Source organism: Pseudomonas fluorescens (assembly GCF_001623525.1).
Lineage (GTDB): Bacteria > Pseudomonadota > Gammaproteobacteria > Pseudomonadales > Pseudomonadaceae > Aquipseudomonas > Aquipseudomonas fluorescens_Q.
The window spans coordinates 1,620,165-1,638,150 of the sequence record NZ_CP015225.1 but is presented as its reverse complement, the minus strand read 5'-3'; the positions used below and the strand labels follow the sequence as shown (position 1 = coordinate 1,638,150).

Here is a 17,986-nt window from a genome sequence, read left to right as displayed (position 1 = left end):
TAGACAGGAAAACCAGTACTAAAGTAGTAATTTTGGCCATGGACCCTGCACAGAGCCCTTACGGGATATGGGGATGGGGCAGTTCAATTGGCCTTGCGCAACGCCGCATGCTGCGGATTGAACGTCCACACCGCCAACAGCGCGAACACTAGGGTCAACCCCACGCACACCGCCATCGCCAGCAGGTTGAACTGCTCGTACAGCGCAAAACGCACCAACTCCACGCCGTGGGTGAACGGGCTGACCGAGCAAAGCCAGTACAGCCACGGGCTGGCTTCCTGCATTTTCCACAGCGGGTACAGCGCCGAAGACAGGAAGAACATCGGGAAGATCACGAAATTCATCACCCCGGCGAAGTTTTCCAGTTGCCGGATGGCATTGGACAGCAGCAAGCCCAGGGCGCTGAGCATCAGGGCCACCAGCAACAGGGCCGGCAGGGCCAGCAGCAGGCCCATGGTCGGTGGCTGGATGCCGTACAGCCAGGCGATAGCGAGAAAGGCATAGACCTGCAACAGCGAGATCAGCGAGGTCGCCAACAACTTGCTTGCCAGCAGGAAAGCCCGGGGCAAGGGGCTGGTGAGCAACACGCGCATGCTGCCCATCTCCCGGTCGTAGACCATCGACAGCGAGCCCTGCATGCCGTTGAACAACAGGATCATGCAGGCCAGCCCGGGCACGATATACACCTCGTAGGGGATGTAGGTGTCGTAGGGCGCGATGATGGCGATGCCCAGTGCCGCGCGAAAACCGGCGGCGAACACCAGCAGCCACAGCAGGGGCCGTACCAGGGCACTGAGCAGCCGTGTGCGTTGCAGCACGAAGCGAAGCCATTCGCGCGTCACGATGCCGCTGAAACATTGCCAGTACGCATTCATGGCCCGACTCCCGTGGCGGTCAAGCGGGTGAAGGCCGAACCGAGGGTGCCCCCATGTTCCAGGCTCACCGCGTCGGCCTGTCCGCTGGCGACCAGACGGCCCTGGTGCACGATCAACAGGTCGTCGCTGGGCTGCACTTCGTCGAGCAAGTGAGTGGTCCAGAGCACGCTGATGCCTTGCTCGCTGCACAGTTGCCGGATGTGCAGAGCCAGGGCGAGGCGGCTGGCCGGATCGAGGCCGACGCTGGGTTCGTCGAGCAGCAACAGGTGCGGTTCGTGGAGCAAGGCGCGGGCGATCTCAACCCGGCGTCGATGGCCACCGTTGAGGTCGCGTACCCGCTCGTGGCGGCGCTCCGTCAGGTGCTGGCGGGTCAGTTCGGCGTCGATGCGGGCGCTGCCCTGGCGCCGCGAAAAACCGTGCAGCGCCAGGTGATAGCGCAGATTCTGTTCAATGCTCAGGTCCAGGTCCAGCGTGCTCTGTTGGAACACCACACCTAACTGGCGCAGGGCCGGTCTTGGTGATTTCTGCAGGGAATGACCGCCGATGTGGATCTCGCCACGTTGCAGGTCGTACAGGCGTGTGAGCAGGGCGATCAGCGTCGACTTGCCGGCACCGTTGGGACCCAGCAGCGCGGCGAAACGGCCTGCGGGCAGGCTGAAGTTCATCTGCTTGAGAGCTTCGCGCGCGCCATAGGCAAAGCTCAGGTCGCTGACCTCCAGGGCGTTCATGGCGTGACCACCACGCCCCAAGGGTAGCGCCCGACTTTCACCGACTTCAGGACCTTGCGGCTCTCTACATCGATCACCGAGACATCGCCGCTGACGCCGTTGGTCGCCAGCAGCTGCTTCTGGTCCGGGGTGAACGCCAGTTGCCAGACCCGTCTGCCCACTAGCAGGTAATCCAGCACTTCGAAGGTCTTGGCGTCGATCACCGCCACATGGTTGGCCGGGCCCAGGGCGACGAACGCCAGCTTACCGTCGGCGCTGAGCTTGATGCCCACTGGTTGGACCTTGTCCGGGTGCACACCCTTGATCTGGAACGTCAGGGTCTTGAGCACCTGGCGCGTGGCGACGTCGAGTACGGTCAACGTGCCGCCGATCTCCGCCGAGGCCCAGAGCTGCGTACCGTCGCGATTGAACTCGACGAAACGTGGCCGCTGGTCCACCAGGGTGTTGTCAGCCAGGGTCTGGGTACTGGTGTCGATCCAGTGCAGCATGTTCGTGGTTTCACTGGTGTTGACCGCCCACTTGCCGTCAGGGCTGACGGCCATGCCCTCGGGTTCGACACCCACGCCGATCTGGCCCAGCACTTCGGAAGTCTGGGTGTCGATCACCGTGACCAGGGCATCGTCTTCGTTGGAGACATACAGCCAGCGGTCGTTGGGGTGCAGGGCGAATTGCTCCGGGTCTTTGCCGGAAGGCAGTTCCTTGATGATCTTGCGGGTGGCGACATCCATCACCTGGACCCGGTCCGAGTCGCTGGCGCAGATGTACAGCAGGCGATTGTCGTGGGACAGCAGCAGGCCCCGGGGGCGCTGGCCAACCGGTAGGGTCTCGATGACTTCCAGGCTCTGCATGTCGATCAGGCTCAGGCTGTTGTCCTTCTCGTTCGAGACCCAGGCGATGCTGGCGGCGGCGGGGCCGGCAGCCAGCAGAACAGCACCCAGGGCAAGGACTTGGCAGAGCAGGGCTGGTTTGAACAGCGGGCGGCGCATGGCGGTTTTCCTTATTGTTGTTATCGATCAGGGGTAACGGCAGCTTACTTCGGGCCGGTCATAACCCAGGCTGTCCATTTCATTGGAAGGGTGGAGAAAACCGTCCTGGGGCGAGGTGCTGACCAGTGCCCGTGGCTGGACCAGGGGAATCGGTTGGCGCAATTGGCCGTTCCAGGGCCGGTAGCTGAGCTTGCGACCCTTGAAGCCGTCCAGAGGCAACTGGTCGCTGAGGGCCAGCTGGCGAATGGCGAGCGGGTCGTCCTGACGCAACTTGCTCACGGCGCTGGCGATGCTGCGCACGGCGATCCAGGCAGCGAAGTCGCGGTCGTTCATCCAGCGTCCGGCCAGGGCTTCAAAGCGTTTTTGCAGTTGCGCCGCGCCGTAGGTTTCCACGGTCTTGTGCCAACCGGTGGGCGTCAGCCCTTGGGTGCCGGCCACCGGGCGTGGGTACCAGGTCTGGTAGGGCAGGTATTCACCGAAGTCGCCGCGCTCATCGGCCACCAGCACCACGTCATACTCGGCGGTCTGGGTGAACAGCGGCATGTCGGCCTGGGCGCTGCGGCGCTGGTCGTTGTCGAACTGCCAGGCCTTCTCGGCGACGATCTTCATGCCGAAGCGTTTCATGGCCCGGCGCAATGCGGCGGCATAGGCCTGGTCCTCGGGCGTCTGGCCGACGATCAGCAAGGCCCGCTGCCATTTACGCACGACGCTGAACTGCACCAGGGCATCGGCGAGCATGGCGCGGTCGGGCAGGCTGTGTAGCACGTTGCCCAGGCAGTCGGTGGTGCGCAGGCTGTCGTCGGGGCTACCGGCGTTGAACAGCAGGCTGTCGGGCAGGGCGGCGCTGAGTTGGTGCAGGCTGGCGGCCGGTGCGTTGACCACGAACAGCCGCAGGCCCTGGTCATGTTGGGTCCGGGCGGCCTGGAGCAGCGCTTCGGGAGTGTCGACGCTGGTGCTTTCCAGGCGGTAGTCGTGCTTGAGAAAACGCCCGGTGCTGTTGCTGTCGACGATCGCCAATTCAGCGCCGCGCAACCCGGCATCGGCCGGTTCGGCAATGACGTTGGATAGCAACGGGCCCGGATCGGGACGGTAACCCAGGTAGCCGATGCGCACTTGCAGCGGCGTGGCATCGTCCGCGTGAGCAGTTGCCGCTGCCAGCAGAGAAACCAGGGCGTAACTGACGAGCCGGCGCATGACATCCTCCATTGCAGGTAGCGCCAGCATAGGAAGCCCAGGGTCATGGGGAAATATGCAGAAAGTACCGCCGGTGCAGTACCAAGGTAGTAACTCACCTTGGAAGCCGGGGTTTTAGCATGCAAGGCATCGTCATTGACCAGGAGGGGGCAGACCATGCGGATTCTCAAAGCGCTGCTGTTGCCGTTTCTGCTGATCCTGAGTTTGATCGGGGTTGATCATCCCAAAACCTGGAAACTCCCAAGCCCCCCCTGTGGGTGCCAATTCAGGCCTGGAGCGCTAGCCATGTCAGCCCTCTGGCGCATCAACCTATGGGTTTCCGCCTTCTTCGCCCTGGTCACCCTGGCCTGTGCCGTCCTGCTGCTGCACCAGGCCACGGCCGATGTGAAACGAGAGCTGCAATCGGCCGAGTCGGTGGTGCGTTACCTGCGCGAAACCGCCGAGCGCGATCCGGGCAGTTTCCAGCCGCGGTTGACCGGCAGCCTGCGGCATGTGCGGGTCCGTTGGCTGGCCCCTGGGGAGCTGTTCCCGGCGGATGAAGCCGGGATGAAGGCCTGGCTCGGCCGCCGGTTAATGGATGACGGACCTGCGGCCCAGGTGGTGGATTTGCCGGACGGTCGGCGGGCCTGGATTGCCGTCGACCCTCGCGATGAAATCGACGAGATTCTCGATTCCTTGGTGCAACTGTTGTACGTCTGTGCCCTGGCGCTGTCGCTCAGCCTGTTGGTGATTCGTTGGGGGGGTACGCCGGGGCATGCGCTTGCTCGATGAGCTGCTGCATGCGTTGCGTCAGGTCTCAGCCGGGAACCTGCAGGTGCGCCTGGGCACTGAGGGTGTCCCGGAGGCGCAGCATCTGGCGGGGCATTTCAATCGCATGACCGCTGCCCTGGCCGAGGCCCAGGCCGATAACGCCCGGCTTACCCAGGCCTTGCTGGCCGTGCAGGAACAGGAGCGTACCCAGCTGGCCCAGACCCTGCACGACGACTTGGGCCAATACGTGGCCGGCATTCGTGCTCGCGCCTGCCTGCTGCGGCTGGTGATGGATCAGCCGCCGGTGCTGGAGCAGACCGTCAGCCAGCTCGAAGAGCATTGCGAGCATTTGCAATCGGGTTTCCGGGCACTGGTGCATGACTTGTACCCAGTGGTGTTGCAGTACCTGCCATTGTGCGAGGCCATCAGGCTATTGGCCGGGCAATGGCAGGCCAGCCAGGGCATCACCTGTCAGGTGTGGATCGACAAAACGCTGCCGTCCTTGTCCGGTCCGGACAAGACCCACTTGTATCGTTTGTTGCAGGAAGCGTTGACCAACGTTGCCCGGCATGCCGGCGCCACGCAGGTGCGGATTCGCCTGCAACATCGCGCCGGGCGCCTGCGGTTGCTGGTGCGCGACAACGGTTGTGGAGCGACGCAACCATCGCGCGCCGGTGTCGGCTTGCACTCGATGTCCGAGCGGGCGCGCAGCCTGGGCGGTGAGCTGCGCATCCTCAGCCAGCCTGGCGCCGGTTGGGCGCTGGCCTTGAATATTGCCCTGGAGGCGTGATGAACATTCTGTTGGTGGACGACCATGCGGTGGTTCGGCAGGGCTATGCCAGCCTTTTGCGGGTGTTGATGCCGGACCTGCAGGTCCGCGAAGCGGCGACCGGTGAGGAGGCGTTGAGCCAGGTGCAGGAGCAGGTGCCGCATCTGGTGATCATGGACTTCGGCCTGCCCGGTATCAGTGGCTTGGAAACCACCCGCCGGCTACGCCAGCGCCTGCCGCAACTGCGGGTGCTGTTTTTCAGCATGCACGATGAATTGCCCTTGGTGCGCCAGGCATTGGACGCTGGCGCCGCGGGCTACCTGACCAAGAATTCGGCACCCCAGGTGCTGGTCGACGCGGTGCGGCGAGTGCTGGCCGGGCATGTCTACATCGAGCAATCCCTGGCCACGCAACTGGCCTGCACCCGTTCGCGCCAGGATGTCGACCCGCGGCTGCAATGCATGACTCAACGGGAGTTGGAGATCTTTGTCATGCTCGCCAAGGGCACCCCCGCCCGCACCATTGCCGAACAGCTGTGCATCAGCGCCAAGACCGTGTCCAACCACCTGACGCTGCTCAAGAGCAAGTTGCAGGTCAGCTCCCATGCCGAGCTGGTGCACTTGGGGATCGATATGGGGGTGGTGCGGGTGGCGGGATAAATCCCGGGTTCATTGTGGCGAGGGAGCTTGCTCCCGCTGGGGCGCGAAGCGGCCCTGAAACCAGGCACCTCGGTAGGACGGATTGACTGAGTTGGCCGGCGGAGGGGGGCTGCTGCGCAGCCCAGCGGGAGCAAGCTCCCTCGCCACAGGGGGTTGTGGCAATCCTTACTGATCCCAGGAAGTCGGGCAACCGGTACAGCCCTCCATATTCGCATCCTGGAAATTCCCGTAGTGCTGGCGAGAACCGCTCAGGTTGGCCTGTTCCAGGTTGCTTTCGCCGAGCTTGGCTTCCTGCAGGTTGGCGTCGCGCAGGTCGGCGCCCTTGAGGTCGGCCTTGCTCAACCAGGCCATTTCCAGGTCCGCCGCCTGCAGGTTCGCCTCGTGCAAGCGGGCACCGGACAAGCGGGCGAACTGAAGGTAGGCGGCGGTCAGGTCAGCACGTTGGAACTGCGTGCCTTGGGCGAACAGACCCCAACCCTGGATCGCCTTGAGCGTGGCGCCGCTGAAGTCCGCCAGACGCAGGTTGCTTTGTTGCAGGCTGGCACGGGTCAGGTTGGCGCCCTGCAGTTGGGCTTTCTCGAGGTTGGCCAGGTCCAGCCGTGCGTGCCGCAGGTCGGCATCACGCAGGTCGGCACCGCTGAGGTTCATTTTGCGCAGGTCCTGGTTCGCCAGTCTTGCACCGCGCAGGTTGGCGCCGGGGCATTGGCTGGCTTCGGCGATGAGGCAGCCGTTGATCGTCAGAGGGGTATCAGAGTCGTCGGCATGGGCACAGGCACCGATGAACAGAAGCAGCAATGGCAAGCATTTCATGACACGAACTCGGGCAATTGTGGGAGCGAGCTTGCTCGCGATGGCGGTGGTTCAGCCGGCATTCATGTTGACTGACACTGGACTATCGCGAGCAAGCTCGCTCCCACAGGGGGTTGTGGTGTGGGTCAGGACCCAGTTGGGCTCAGGTTATTTCTGCGCCGTTGCCTTATCCCAGCTCGGAATCTTGAATACCCAGAACGACCCACCCTGGGCCACCGGCTTGGTCAGTTCGGCCATGTCGCCGCCCCACAACGGTACGGCACCACCGTAGCCGACGGTCACGCCGATGAATTGCTCACCGTCCTGCTCCCACGTGATGGGTGGGGAGACGATGCCGCTGCCAGTCTGGAACTTCCACAGCTCCTTGCCGGTCTTGGCGTCGAAGGCCTTGAAGAAGCCGTCGCCGGTGCCGGTGAACACCAGGTTGCCCTTGGTCGCCAGTACTCCGGCCCACAGTGGCAGCGGTTCCTTGTGCTCCCAGACTACCTTGCCGGTGGTGGGGTTCATCGCCCGGAGGCTGCCAACGTGATCGTCGTACATGCGCTTGATGCGAAAACCCATGCCGAGGTAGGCCGAGCCCTTCTTGTAGTTCACTTCCTCGGTCCAGTATTCCTCTTTCCACTGGTTGCCGGGGACGTAGAACAAGCCGGTGTCCTGGCTGTAGGCCATGGGATTCCAGTTCTTGCCGCCGAGGAAGGGCGGCGAGACTTCCACCGGCTTGCCCTTGGTTTCACCCGGCAATGGCTTGGCCGGACGCTGGCCGGCGTTTTCCACCGGGCGACCGGTCTTGAGGTCGATGTGGCTGGCCCAAGTGATGTTGTCGACGAACGGGAAGGCGTTCTGCAGCTTGCCGTTGTTGCGGTCCACCACGTAGAAGAAACCGTTGCGGTCGGCGTGGGCGGTGGCCTTGACCACCTTGCCGTCCTTGTCCTTGTAGTCGAACAGCACCAGCTCGTTGTTGCCGGAGAAGTCCCAGGCGTCGTTGGGCGTGTGTTGGTAGAACCACTTCACTTCGCCAGTGCTTGGGTCGACGCCCACCTGGCCGGAGGTGTAGAGGCTGTCGTAATCGTGAGGGTTGCCATCCTTGGCCGTGCGCGCCCAGGTGTTCCAAGGGCCAGGGTTGCCCGCGCCGACGATGATGGTGTTGGTCTCGGCGTCGAAACTGGCGCTCTGCCAAGGTGCGCCGCCGCCGTGGCTCCAGGCTTCGACCTTGCCGGTTTCAGTGGTCTTGTCGTCGGGCCAGGAGGGCGCCTTGACATCGCCCGTCGGGGTGCTGTCCTTGCCGTTGAGGCGGCCCATGTGGCCTTCGACGAACGGGCGCATCCAGACTTCTTCGCCGGTATCGGGGTCGCGGGCGAACAACTGGCCGACCACGCCGAACTCATCGCCGGAACTGCCATGGATCAGCAGGACCTTGCCACTGGTCTTGTCCTTGATCAGCACCGGCGCCCCGGTCATGGTGTAGCCGCCGGCGTGGTCGCCGAACTTCTTGTTCCACACCACTTTGCCGGTGTTCTTATCCAGGGCGACGACTCGCGCGTCCAAGGTGCCGAAGTAGATCTTGTCGCCGTAGATGGCCGCGCCACGGTTGACCACGTCGCAGCACGGGCGAATGTTGTCCGGCAGCCGGTGGTTGTAGGTCCACAGGCGCTTGCCGGTCTTGGCGTCGAGGGCGAATACCCGCGAGTACGAGCCGGTGACGTACACCACGCCGTCGCTGACGATGGCCTGGGATTCCTGGCCGCGCTGCTTCTCGTCGCCGAATGAGTAGGACCAGGCCGGGGTCAGCTTGAACACGTTCTTGTCGTTGACCTGGGCCAACGGGCTCCAGCGCTGGGCGTTGGTGCCCATGCCGTATTGCAGCACGTCCTGGGTGGTCAGGTGGTCGTTGGCGATGTCTTCCCAGGTGACGGCAGCGCGCGCCAACGGACTCGTTGACAGACTGCCGGCCAGCAGCAAGGCGACCGTCAGGGAGGAGAGGGCGGGTAGCGTTTTTATTCTCATGGTGGCAGTTCCCAGTGAAAGGTTTTGGCCTGACTAGGGTGAGTGGTGCCACGACCCGGCCGATACGGAAAAAGTCCCGCCCTTGCCGGGAAGACTTCCCAAACCACCTGTCTTTACGACCTGCGTCGGATGGCCTGCTACCAAGGAACTAGACCCCGGCCACCAAAGCAGCATTCGGCTGGGGCAGGGCGGTTCCTAAGATGACGGCACGGCTTCTTCACAGAGGTCTTGCGTGCAATCCAGAGGGCATAACAATGACAACAAAACGCAACGCCATCATCGCTACCGCACTGCTGATGGGGCTGACCGGCGCAGGCTCCGCATGGGCCCATGGCAACGTAGTGCCCCAGGCAGTGGAAACCAAGGGATTGACCCCGATCAAGGACACCAACCTGCCGCTGGACGGTGATGGTTGGGCCGCCCAGAACCCCTATCGCAGTTCCCCCGAGCGTGACAAAGCCATAGAAATCGGCGCTTCGGCCTACAACCAGAACTGCGCCGCGTGCCATGGCCTGGAGGCCAAGTCGGGCGGAATCGCCCCGGACCTGCGGATGCTGGACGCCGCCGAAGCCGGGGATGAATGGTTCGTCGAGCGCGTACGTCACGGCGCGGTGCGCGACGGCCGGGTCTACATGCCGAAAATGGCCGACTACCTGAGCCAGGAAGCCTTGTGGGCGGTGCGCACCTATCTCGACAGCGTACACGTCGAGGAGTGATCGCCATGCGCCTGTTCGCGTGGGTGATGTGCAGCCTGCTGCTGTGTGGCCAGGCGGCGCAGGCGCAGGTGCGCAGCTATGATCAGATAATCGCCGCCGGAGAGTTGAAAGTGGCGGTCTACAAGGATTTCGCCCCTTACAGTTTCGAAGACCAAGGCCAGCCCCGGGGCGTCGACGTGGAGCTAGCGCAGGCATTGGCCAAGGCCATGGGCGTGCGTCTGACATTGATGTGGGCGCCTCCCGGCGAGAAGCTTGATGACGATTTGCGCGATTACATCTGGCGCAGCAGCCCGCTGCACGACCGGCAACTGGCCGACCTGATGATGCGTGTGCCGTACGACCACGACTACGTGCAGAAGCGCAACGACATCGGTGAGCTGGAAAATGCCCAGGTGGTGATGTTCGGACCTTATCAGCAGGAATGTTGGCAGGTGGCATATGACCGCCGCCGACTGGATTCGGTGGGCAGTGTCGCAGTGTTCCAGCAACACCCCATCGGGGTGGAAGTCGACAGTGTGCCGTCGTTCTACCTGATCTCGGTGTTCAACGGCATGCTCAGTGCCAAGACCCGCCATTACCCCGGTGTCAGCCAGGCCTTCAAGGCCATGCAGGCCGGGGAGGTGGACGCCGTCATGGCCATGCGCGGTGAGGTCGATTGGCAAGTGCACGAGGCGGCTGATCCGCAACTGGCGCTGGCGGAAAACGCCTACCCGAGCATGGGCAAGCAACGTTGGGAAATCGGCATGGCGGTGCATGAAAGCAACCGTCAGTTGGCCTATGCGGTGGAAGAGGCGCTGGAAGGCTTGATCCGCGACGGCAGCGTCAAGACTCTTTATGCCCATTACGGCCTGCGTTACGAAGTGCCGGAGATGTATCAATAGGAGCGCAGGGATGAAATGGGCCATGTGGTGCCTGCTGTGGTGCGGCCTGCCGACGATTGCGCTGGCGGCGGTCGAACCGGGGAAGGACTCGGTACCCTCGGTGATGTGGGCCTTCTATCACAAGCAACTGCTGGGCGATGCGCCGTTCGTGTTCGATGACCGGGTGCGCCTGCTGGCCCCACCCTTTGCCGAAGACGCACGCCAGGTGCCACTGGAAATCGATGCCCGGGCCTTCACTGGCGACGTCGTACGGGTGCTGGCCTGGGCCGAACTGAACCCGTTGCCGAAAATCGTCGACTTCCAACCGGGGGAGCGGGTGCTGCCCTGGCTGTCGATCCGGATTCGTATCGAGCAAGCCACGCCACTGCGTGCTGCCGTGCAGACCCGCGATGGCCTGTGGCACGTCGGCTCGACCCTGATCGACGCGGCCGGTGGCGGCTGCACCGCGCCCAGTGTGGTGCGCACCCAGCCGGGTTGGGAGGAACATCTGGGCGAAGTGCTCGGCGCCCGTTATCCCCGTGGTGACAGCAGTCGCCTGCGCCTGCAGGTGGCCCACCCGATGGATAACGGCCTGGTGAGCGGTATCCCGGAATTCTTCCTCAACCAGGCGCAACTGCTGGACGCCCACGGCCAGGTGCTGGCGCGCCTGGAGCTGTTCCCGGCGGTCAGTGAAAACCCCAACCTGGGCTTCGACATCCGAGGCCCGGGCCAGACCCGCCTGCTGCTGCGCGACAACAGCGGCAATACGTTCGAGGCGGCGATCCCCTGACCACAAGGAGCGCGCCATGCGCTGGTTGTTGCTGATGTTTCTGAGCCTGTGCTGGCCGACGTGGGCCGGGACGGACTACGCGCTCAAGCCCCGGCAGATCGCCGAAGGCACCTGGCTGCTGGAAGGCAGCACCGAGAATTTTGCCAAGGCCAACGGCGGCAACATCGTCAACACCGCGTTCATCGTCACCGATGCCGGCGTGGTGGTGATCGACACCGGGCCGTCGAAGCGCTACGGCGAAGCCCTGCGCCAGGTCATTGCGGCAACGACGGATAAGCCGGTGATCCAGGTCCTGCTGACCCATCATCATCCCGATCACGTACTGGGCAACCAGGCCTTCAGCGACGTCCCCATCGGCGCCTTGGCCGGGACCACGGACCTGCTGCGCCAGCAGGGCGACGCCATGGCGGAGAACATGTACCGGCTGGTGGGCGACTGGATGCGCGGCACCGAGGTGGTGCTGCCCACCCAAGCGTTGACGCTCGGTGTGCTCAAGGTGGGCAATCACGCGTTGCGGCTGCTGCAACTGGCCGGGCACACCGGGGCCGACCTGGCGATCCTCGACGAAACCACGGGCGTGCTGTTCGCCGGCGACCTGGTGTTCTACGAACGCGCCCTGACCACCCCCAACAGCCCGGGGCTGGAGGTCTGGCTCCAGGACCTCGACACCTTGCAGGCCTTGCCCTGGAAACAGATCGTGCCCGGCCACGGCCCAGTGGCGACCGGCGCCCAACCCTTTGCGCAGATGCGCGATTACCTGGGCTGGCTCGACCAACTGATGCGCGACGGCGCGGCGCGGGGCGATGACATGGCCGAGATGATCCGCAGCCCCATTCCCGAGCGCTTTGCCGGGATCAGCCTGAGTCGTTATGAGCTGATTCGCAGTGTCAGCCATCTCTATCCGCGCTATGAGCGGGCGGGGATGAAGCGGGTGGACGCCCAATGACCGTTGGCTGAGCAAATCCTCTGTGGCGAGGGGATTTATCCCCGCTGGGGCGCGAAGCGGCCCTCTATCTTCTGCCGACTATCGGGGTGACTGGACGGGCTCATGGGGCTGCTGCGCAGCCCAGCGGGGATAAATCCCCTCGCCACAAAGGGAGGTGCTCGCCTAACTGAGGCCACATTGCCGAACTGTGTTTAGCAGAGTTTTTTAAAAATCAGCAGGTTGTGATTTTTTTCATGAAGGCTTGCTCCCGCAGGGCTGCGCAGCTGCCTGAAGCATCCAAAAGCGCGGTGTTCCAATTCGCTAACCTAACAGTTCTGTTAGTAGTCGCCTGATGCAGTTACCCACTACCCTTCAGTTGCACGTCAAAACTTACTAGGTGTCATCCTATGCCTACCCAACACGAATCGTTGCTCTGTCGATACCATTACGACCCGCTCGACCGTTTGATCGGCTGTACGTTGCTGAATGGGCCTGAATCTCAGCGTTTCTACTGCAGAAAGCGCCTGGTCACAGAGATTCGAGGCACGATAAAAAATTCAATATTCCAATACAACGACCAGCTACTCGCGCAACAGTGTCATGGCGTTAAGTTTGACACTGCGCTGCTGATAACCGATTGCCAGCGGTCGGTGTTGCACAGGCTCAGTGAAAACAGCCAGCGACAACCCATCGCCTATTCACCTTACGGCCATCGCCCCATTGAACGCGGTGTAGCCAGTTTGCTGGGGTTCAACGGCGAACGAGCGGATCCGGTGACCGGGCATTATTTATTGGGTAATGGGCGTCGGGCGTTCAGCCCGGTGTTGATGCGATTTAACAGTCCAGACAGTTTTAGTCCGTTTGGGGAAGGTGGACTAAATGGATATGCATACTGCTTGGGCGACCCGATTAATAGATGCGATCCTACAGGGAACACTCCACTGGAATTGTTCGGCCTGAAAAAAACGTACGTGGGTGAAGGTCTTTGGACAAAGAAAGGGGTCACCAGCTTTGAAGGAAAACGTGCGTTAAAAAGAATTCAAGCTTTAGATGAACCGATTGAGGCGATTAAACGTGATGCTCAGAGGCAGCTCTTCCAAGCAGATAAGAAGGTATTGAACGCGGGGGGCGGCCCCAAAAAAAACACCACGCCACAAACCGGAATCCGACTTGATAACCTTGCTTATAAGGCGGCGCGCCCTGAAAACCATCCGTTTTCTTCACTGACAGACAAATTCCAAAAACCTCATTTAGAGCCGATGCAGCGCCAAGCGGCCATCGAACAAACTAAGCATCGTGGTATCTTCGATTATTTGGAGAAGAAGGTAGCGGATGAAAACGAGTATCTTGCAGGCGCCCTAGAAGACAACAGTCTCAAGTTCGACGAGGAAATAGTTGATGCATATAAACTTAGGTTGCGATTGTATGCACTGAAAGCTAGGTCTGAGTCTGATTTGGTTGCAGAGCAAAACCGAATTCGCGATAAATACTTGACTGATCTTCCTTGAGGGCATCGCCCCGGAAATAGTTGAATCCGTATCGCGCTAGACTGCAATCAGCCACATTTCAAGAGGTTGCTACATTGGTGAAGGAACGTAACCGAGCTCACGCATAGAGTACTTGGGCGGTGGATAGAAAGACCTTAAGCAGACTGCATTGGACAGATGCCCAAGGAGTTGTGGTTTTTACCGACGAGACCGCCGCACAAACGTCAGGGTGCTCAAATAAGAGGGAGCAGTTGCTCATTTCCTCACCACGGGGGCGTTGCGTTGGCCGACCAAGCCGCCTTTGGCATGTACCAAGGAACTAGAAAACTCAACACTGCGGGCAATTGTTGCCAGCGGCCCTGGGGCCAAGAATCTGCGACAGACCGGGAAAATTTCCCGGGTATAACAATAACCGCAGAGGTAGCCGTCATGAGTCAACCCGCACGTCGCCAACCGTTCGCCGTGAGCCTGCTGCTCAGTGCCATGCTGCTGTCCGGTTCGGCCCTTGCAGCCGTGACCGATCAGGAAATTCTCCAGGATCCGAAGAACCCCGAGCAGATCGTGACCAACGGCCTGGGTGTCCAGGGCCAGCGCTATAGCCCGCTCGATACCCTCAACACTGACAACGTCAAGGACCTGCGGCCGGTCTGGGCGTTTTCCTTCGGGGGCGAAAAGCAGCGCGGTCAGCAAGCCCAGCCGATGATCAAGGACGGGGTGATGTACCTCACCGGTTCTTATTCACGGGTGTTCGCGGTGGATGCGCGCACCGGCAAGAAACTGTGGCAATACGATGCGCGCCTGCCCGATGACATCCGCCCTTGCTGCGACGTGATCAACCGTGGCGTGGCGCTGTACGGCGACCTGGTGTTCTTCGGCACCCTCGACGCCAAGTTGGTGGCCTTGAACAAGGACACCGGCAAAGTGGTGTGGAGCAAGAAGGTTGCCGACCACAAGGAAGGCTACTCCATCAGCGCCGCGCCGTTGATCGTCAATGGCAAGCTGATCACCGGCGTGGCCGGTGGCGAGTTCGGTGTGGTGGGCCAGATCAGTGCCTATGATCCGAAGAACGGTGAGCTGTTGTGGACCCGCCCCACCGTGGAAGGCCACATGGGCTACGTCTACAAGGACGGCAAGGCCGTCGAGAATGGCATTTCCGGCGGCGAGGCGGGCAAGACCTGGCCGGGCGATCTCTGGAAAACCGGCGGTGCCGCACCTTGGCTGGGCGGCTACTACGACCCGGAAACCAACCTGCTGCTGTTTGGCACCGGTAACCCGGCGCCGTGGAACTCCCACCTGCGGCCTGGCGACAACCTCTATTCGTCGTCGCGCCTGGCCCTGAACCCGGACGACGGCACCATCAAATGGCACTTCCAGAGCACGCCTCATGACGGTTGGGATTATGACGGTGTCAACGAGCTGATCTCGTTCAACTACAAGGAAGGTGGCAAGGACATCAAGGCGGCAGCGACCGCCGACCGTAACGGCTTCTTCTACGTGCTCGATCGCACCAACGGCAAGTTCATCCGCGGCTTCCCGTTTGTCGACAAGATCACCTGGGCCACTGGCCTGGACAAGGATGGACGGCCGATCTACAACGAGGCCAGCCGTCCGGGCGCGCCGGGCAGCGAAGCCAAGGGCAGTTCGGTGTTCGTCGCACCGGCCTTCCTCGGCGCGAAAAACTGGATGCCGATGGCCTACAACCAGGACACCGGGTTGTTCTACGTGCCGTCCAACGAATGGGGCATGGACATCTGGAACGAAGGCATCGCCTACAAGAAAGGCGCGGCGTTCCTCGGCGCCGGTTTCACCATCAAGCCGCTGAACGAGGATTATATCGGCGTGCTGCGGGCCATCGACCCCAAGACTGGCAAGGAAGTCTGGCGCCACAAGAACTACGCGCCGCTGTGGGGTGGGGTGCTGACCACCAAGGGCAACCTGGTGTTCACCGGCACGCCTGAAGGGTTCCTGCAGGCGTTCAACGCCAAGACCGGGGAAAAGGTCTGGGAATTCCAGACCGGCTCCGGCGTGCTCGGTTCGCCCATCACCTGGGAAATGGACGGCGAGCAATACGTCTCCGTGGTCTCCGGCTGGGGCGGCGCGGTGCCGCTGTGGGGGGGCGAGGTGGCCAAGCGCGTGAAGGACTTCAACCAGGGCGGGATGCTCTGGACCTTCAAGTTGCCGAAAGCGTTGGTGGCCAAACGCTGATATCCGCACTGAACCGTGGCGAGGGAGCTTGCTCCCGCTCGGCTGCGAAGCAGTCGCCAACCCGGCGGGCCAGGTTTTTCGGCCATGAACCGAGGTAAGGGGAGCGCTTCGCACTCCAGCGGGAGCAAGCTCCCTCGCCACAAAGGTATCTGCGATGGGTTCACGTTCGCGGATGCCTTGCTCTGAATCTACGACCAAATAACGAGAGTCCCCCTGCCAACGACGCATTCGTCCGCCGCGCGGGGCTCTCTACCATCGGTCTATCGCCTGTCCCGCGACAGGCATCGACCAGGCAGAGGCCCATCATGATCTACGCACAACCCGGAACTCCAGGCGCCGTCGTTTCCTTCAAGCCGCGCTATGGCAACTTCATCGGCGGCGAATTCGTCGCGCCGGTCAACGGCGAATACTTCACGAACACGTCCCCGGTCAATGGCGAAGTCATTGCCGAATTCCCACGTTCCAGCGCCGCCGACATCGACAAGGCCCTGGATGCCGCCCATGCCGCCGCCGATGCCTGGGGCAAGACCTCGGTGCAGGACCGTTCCCTGGTGCTGTTGAAAATCGCCGACCGTATCGAGCAGAACCTGGAAATCCTCGCTGTCAGCGAGACCTGGGACAACGGCAAGGCCGTACGCGAAACCCTCAATGCCGACGTGCCGCTGGCGGCCGACCATTTCCGTTATTTCGCCGGCTGCATCCGCGCCCAAGAGGGTGGGGCGGCCGAGATCAACGAATTGACCACGGCCTATCATTTCCACGAGCCGCTGGGCGTGGTCGGGCAGATTATCCCGTGGAACTTCCCGCTGCTGATGGCCGCCTGGAAACTCGCCCCGGCCCTGGCTGCCGGTAACTGCATCGTGCTCAAGCCGGCTGAACAGACGCCGCTATCGATCATGGTCTTCATCGAGCTGGTCGCCGACCTGCTGCCGCCCGGCGTGCTGAACATCGTCCATGGTTTCGGTCGCGAGGCCGGCGAAGCCCTGGCCACCAGCAAGCGCATCGCCAAGATCGCCTTCACCGGTTCCACCCCGATCGGCTCGCACATCATGAAATGCGCCGCCGAGAACATCATCCCGTCCACCGTGGAACTGGGCGGCAAGTCACCGAACATCTTCTTCGAAGACATCATGCAGGCCGAGCCGGCCTTCATCGAGAAAGCCGCCGAAGGCCTGGTGCTGGCGTTCTTCAACCAGGGCGAAGTCTGCACCTGCCCATCCCGGGCCCTGGTGCAAGAGTCGATCTACGCGCCGTTCATGGCCGAGGTGATGAAAAAGATCGCCAAGATCAAGCGTGGCAACCCGCTGGACACCGAGACCATGGTCGGCGCCCAGGCGTCCGAGCAGCAATTCGACAAGATCCTGTCGTACCTTGAAATTGCCCAGCAAGAGGGCGCCGAGCTGCTCACTGGCGGTGCTGCCGAGCGACTCGAGGGGGATTTGTCGAGCGGCTATTACATCCAGCCGACCCTGCTCAAGGGCCACAACAAAATGCGTGTGTTCCAGGAAGAGATCTTCGGCCCGGTAGTGGGCGTGACCACCTTCAAGGACGAAGCCGAAGCCCTGGCGATCGCCAACGACACCGAGTTCGGCCTCGGCGCCGGCCTGTGGACCCGCGACATCAATCGCGCCTACCGCATGGGCCGGGCGATCAAGGCCGGTCGCGTCTGGACCAACTGCTACCACCTGTACCCGGCGCACGCCGCGTTCGGTGGCTACAAGAAGTCCGGTGTCGGCCGTGAAACCCATAAGATGATGCTCGATCACTACCAGCAGACCAAGAACCTGCTGGTGAGCTACGACATCAATCCGTTGGGGTTCTTCTAACCCCCGACATCGAGTGAGTGAACACTGTGGCGAGGGAGCTTGCTCCCGCTGGGCCGCGCAGCGGCCCCAAAAGTAATCATCAAGCACTCAAATGCAGTGCCTTGAAGAAGGGGCGCCTCGCGCCCCAGCGGGAGCAAGCTCCCTCGCCACAGGTGCCCGCTCTCCAGTAGTACCAACGCACTCCCTCCACCGCTTCGAAAGTAGCATTCGAGCCTTGGGCGGGGTATGCATTAATGACTTGCCGGAATCGCCCGGTACAAGAAGAGGAAAGACCCATGTGGACTAAACCCGCGTTTACCGACCTGCGTATTGGCTTCGAAGTGACGATGTACTTCGCCAACCGATGAGTGCCAGCCCGGCCTGACGCGTTCAGGCCGGGCTACCCATTGGTCTGATTGCAAT

Annotated in this window: 15 protein-coding genes and 1 pseudogene; 10 read left to right on the top strand and 6 right to left on the bottom strand. The window is 62.2% G+C overall.

The features are described 5' to 3' along the window. Nucleotides 1-83 precede the first annotated feature (83 nt). Genes TK06_RS07075 through TK06_RS07060 form a run of 4 tightly spaced genes read right to left on the bottom strand, consistent with a single transcriptional unit; the run spans nt 84 to nt 3,783 of the window. A complete protein-coding gene (locus TK06_RS07075) occupies nt 84-875 on the bottom strand; it encodes an ABC transporter permease (RefSeq protein WP_063321456.1) in 792 nt (263 codons plus the stop codon). After that, the gene (locus tag TK06_RS07070) at nt 872-1,603 is read right to left on the bottom strand and encodes an ABC transporter ATP-binding protein (protein WP_063321455.1); all 732 of its coding nucleotides are present in this window, start codon (nt 1,601-1,603) and stop codon (nt 872-874) included. Before TK06_RS07070 ends, TK06_RS07075 begins: the two co-directional genes overlap by 4 nt. After that, on the bottom strand, nt 1,600-2,589 hold the full coding sequence (locus tag TK06_RS07065; protein WP_063321454.1) for a YVTN family beta-propeller repeat protein: 990 nt from the start codon (nt 2,587-2,589) through the stop codon (nt 1,600-1,602). The genes TK06_RS07070 and TK06_RS07065 overlap by 4 nt, the downstream gene beginning before the upstream one ends. A gap of 27 nt (nt 2,590-2,616) precedes the next feature. Then, the gene (locus TK06_RS07060) at nt 2,617-3,783 is read right to left on the bottom strand and encodes an ABC transporter substrate-binding protein (protein WP_063321453.1); all 1,167 of its coding nucleotides are present in this window, start codon (nt 3,781-3,783) and stop codon (nt 2,617-2,619) included. A gap of 285 nt (nt 3,784-4,068) precedes the next feature. On the opposite strand from TK06_RS07060, the pseudogene TK06_RS07055 reads away from it, so the two are divergent. Together TK06_RS07055 and TK06_RS07050 are read left to right on the top strand one after the other, a co-directional pair. Beyond that, nucleotides 4,069-5,323 (top strand): annotated as a pseudogene (locus tag TK06_RS07055) (HAMP domain-containing sensor histidine kinase). Next, on the top strand, nt 5,323-5,961 hold the full coding sequence (locus TK06_RS07050; protein ID WP_063321452.1) for a response regulator: 639 nt from the start codon (nt 5,323-5,325) through the stop codon (nt 5,959-5,961). Before TK06_RS07055 ends, TK06_RS07050 begins: the two are co-directional and overlap by 1 nt. 165 nt (nt 5,962-6,126) lie before the next feature. On the opposite strand, the gene TK06_RS07045 is transcribed toward TK06_RS07050, so the two are convergent. Then, nucleotides 6,127-6,771 carry a pentapeptide repeat-containing protein gene (locus TK06_RS07045; protein ID WP_063321451.1) on the bottom strand — a complete coding sequence of 215 codons (645 nt, stop codon included), beginning with the start codon at nt 6,769-6,771 and terminating at the stop codon, nt 6,127-6,129. A 147-nt stretch (nt 6,772-6,918) separates the two neighbouring features. Continuing rightward, entirely contained in the window at nt 6,919-8,775 is a 1,857-nt protein-coding gene (gene exaA, locus TK06_RS07040) for a quinoprotein ethanol dehydrogenase (RefSeq protein WP_063321450.1), read from the bottom strand. Between the two features lie 254 nt (nt 8,776-9,029). Between exaA and pedF the strand changes: the two genes are divergently transcribed. From pedF to pqqA, 8 genes are all read left to right on the top strand, one after another. After that, nucleotides 9,030-9,491: a cytochrome c-550 PedF gene (gene pedF, locus TK06_RS07035; protein ID WP_063321449.1), complete on the top strand. Its 462-nt coding sequence runs from the start codon at nt 9,030-9,032 to the stop codon at nt 9,489-9,491. Nucleotides 9,492-9,496: 5 nt separating this feature from the next. After that, the gene (locus tag TK06_RS07030; protein ID WP_063321448.1) at nt 9,497-10,372 is read left to right on the top strand and encodes a substrate-binding periplasmic protein; all 876 of its coding nucleotides are present in this window, start codon (nt 9,497-9,499) and stop codon (nt 10,370-10,372) included. 10 nt (nt 10,373-10,382) lie between these two features. After that, nucleotides 10,383-11,141, top strand: coding sequence for a quinoprotein dehydrogenase-associated SoxYZ-like carrier (locus TK06_RS07025; protein ID WP_063321447.1), 759 nt, complete (start codon nt 10,383-10,385; stop codon nt 11,139-11,141). A gap of 16 nt (nt 11,142-11,157) precedes the next feature. Then, nucleotides 11,158-12,087: a quinoprotein relay system zinc metallohydrolase 1 gene (locus TK06_RS07020; RefSeq protein WP_063321446.1), complete on the top strand. Its 930-nt coding sequence runs from the start codon at nt 11,158-11,160 to the stop codon at nt 12,085-12,087. 386 nt (nt 12,088-12,473) lie between these two features. Further along, nucleotides 12,474-13,574: an RHS repeat-associated core domain-containing protein gene (locus TK06_RS30670; protein ID WP_086936593.1), complete on the top strand. Its 1,101-nt coding sequence runs from the start codon at nt 12,474-12,476 to the stop codon at nt 13,572-13,574. Between the two features lie 408 nt (nt 13,575-13,982). Continuing rightward, nucleotides 13,983-15,758, top strand: coding sequence for a PQQ-dependent methanol/ethanol family dehydrogenase (locus tag TK06_RS07010; RefSeq protein WP_063321444.1), 1,776 nt, complete (start codon nt 13,983-13,985; stop codon nt 15,756-15,758). Nucleotides 15,759-16,063: 305 nt separating this feature from the next. Further along, nucleotides 16,064-17,584, top strand: coding sequence for an acetaldehyde dehydrogenase ExaC (exaC, locus tag TK06_RS07005; RefSeq protein ID WP_063321443.1), 1,521 nt, complete (start codon nt 16,064-16,066; stop codon nt 17,582-17,584). A gap of 275 nt (nt 17,585-17,859) precedes the next feature. Further along, complete coding sequence (pqqA, locus tag TK06_RS30665; RefSeq protein ID WP_003253598.1) at nt 17,860-17,931, top strand: pyrroloquinoline quinone precursor peptide PqqA; 72 nt, start codon at nt 17,860-17,862, stop codon at nt 17,929-17,931. Nucleotides 17,932-17,986: the final 55 nt, after the last annotated feature.